This window comes from Enterobacter sp. E14S, from assembly GCF_055666685.1.
On the sequence record NZ_JBVODQ010000046.1, the window covers coordinates 1 to 243 of the forward strand.

Genomic DNA, 243 nt, shown 5'->3' on the forward strand with positions numbered 1-243 from the left:
ATGGATTGGTGCCTTCGGGAACTCTGAGACAGGTGCTGCATGGCTGTCGTCAGCTCGTGTTGTGAAATGTTGGGTTAAGTCCCGCAACGAGCGCAACCCTTATCCTTTGTTGCCAGCGGTTCGGCCGGGAACTCAAAGGAGACTGCCAGTGATAAACTGGAGGAAGGTGGGGATGACGTCAAGTCATCATGGCCCTTACGAGTAGGGCTACACACGTGCTACAATGGCGCATACAAAGAGAAG

Annotated in this window: 1 rRNA gene; it reads left to right on the top strand. The window is 53.5% G+C overall.

The annotated features are described in order from the left end of the window. Positions 1–243, top strand: a 16S ribosomal RNA gene (locus tag ACZ6J2_RS21930); the annotation flags it as partial.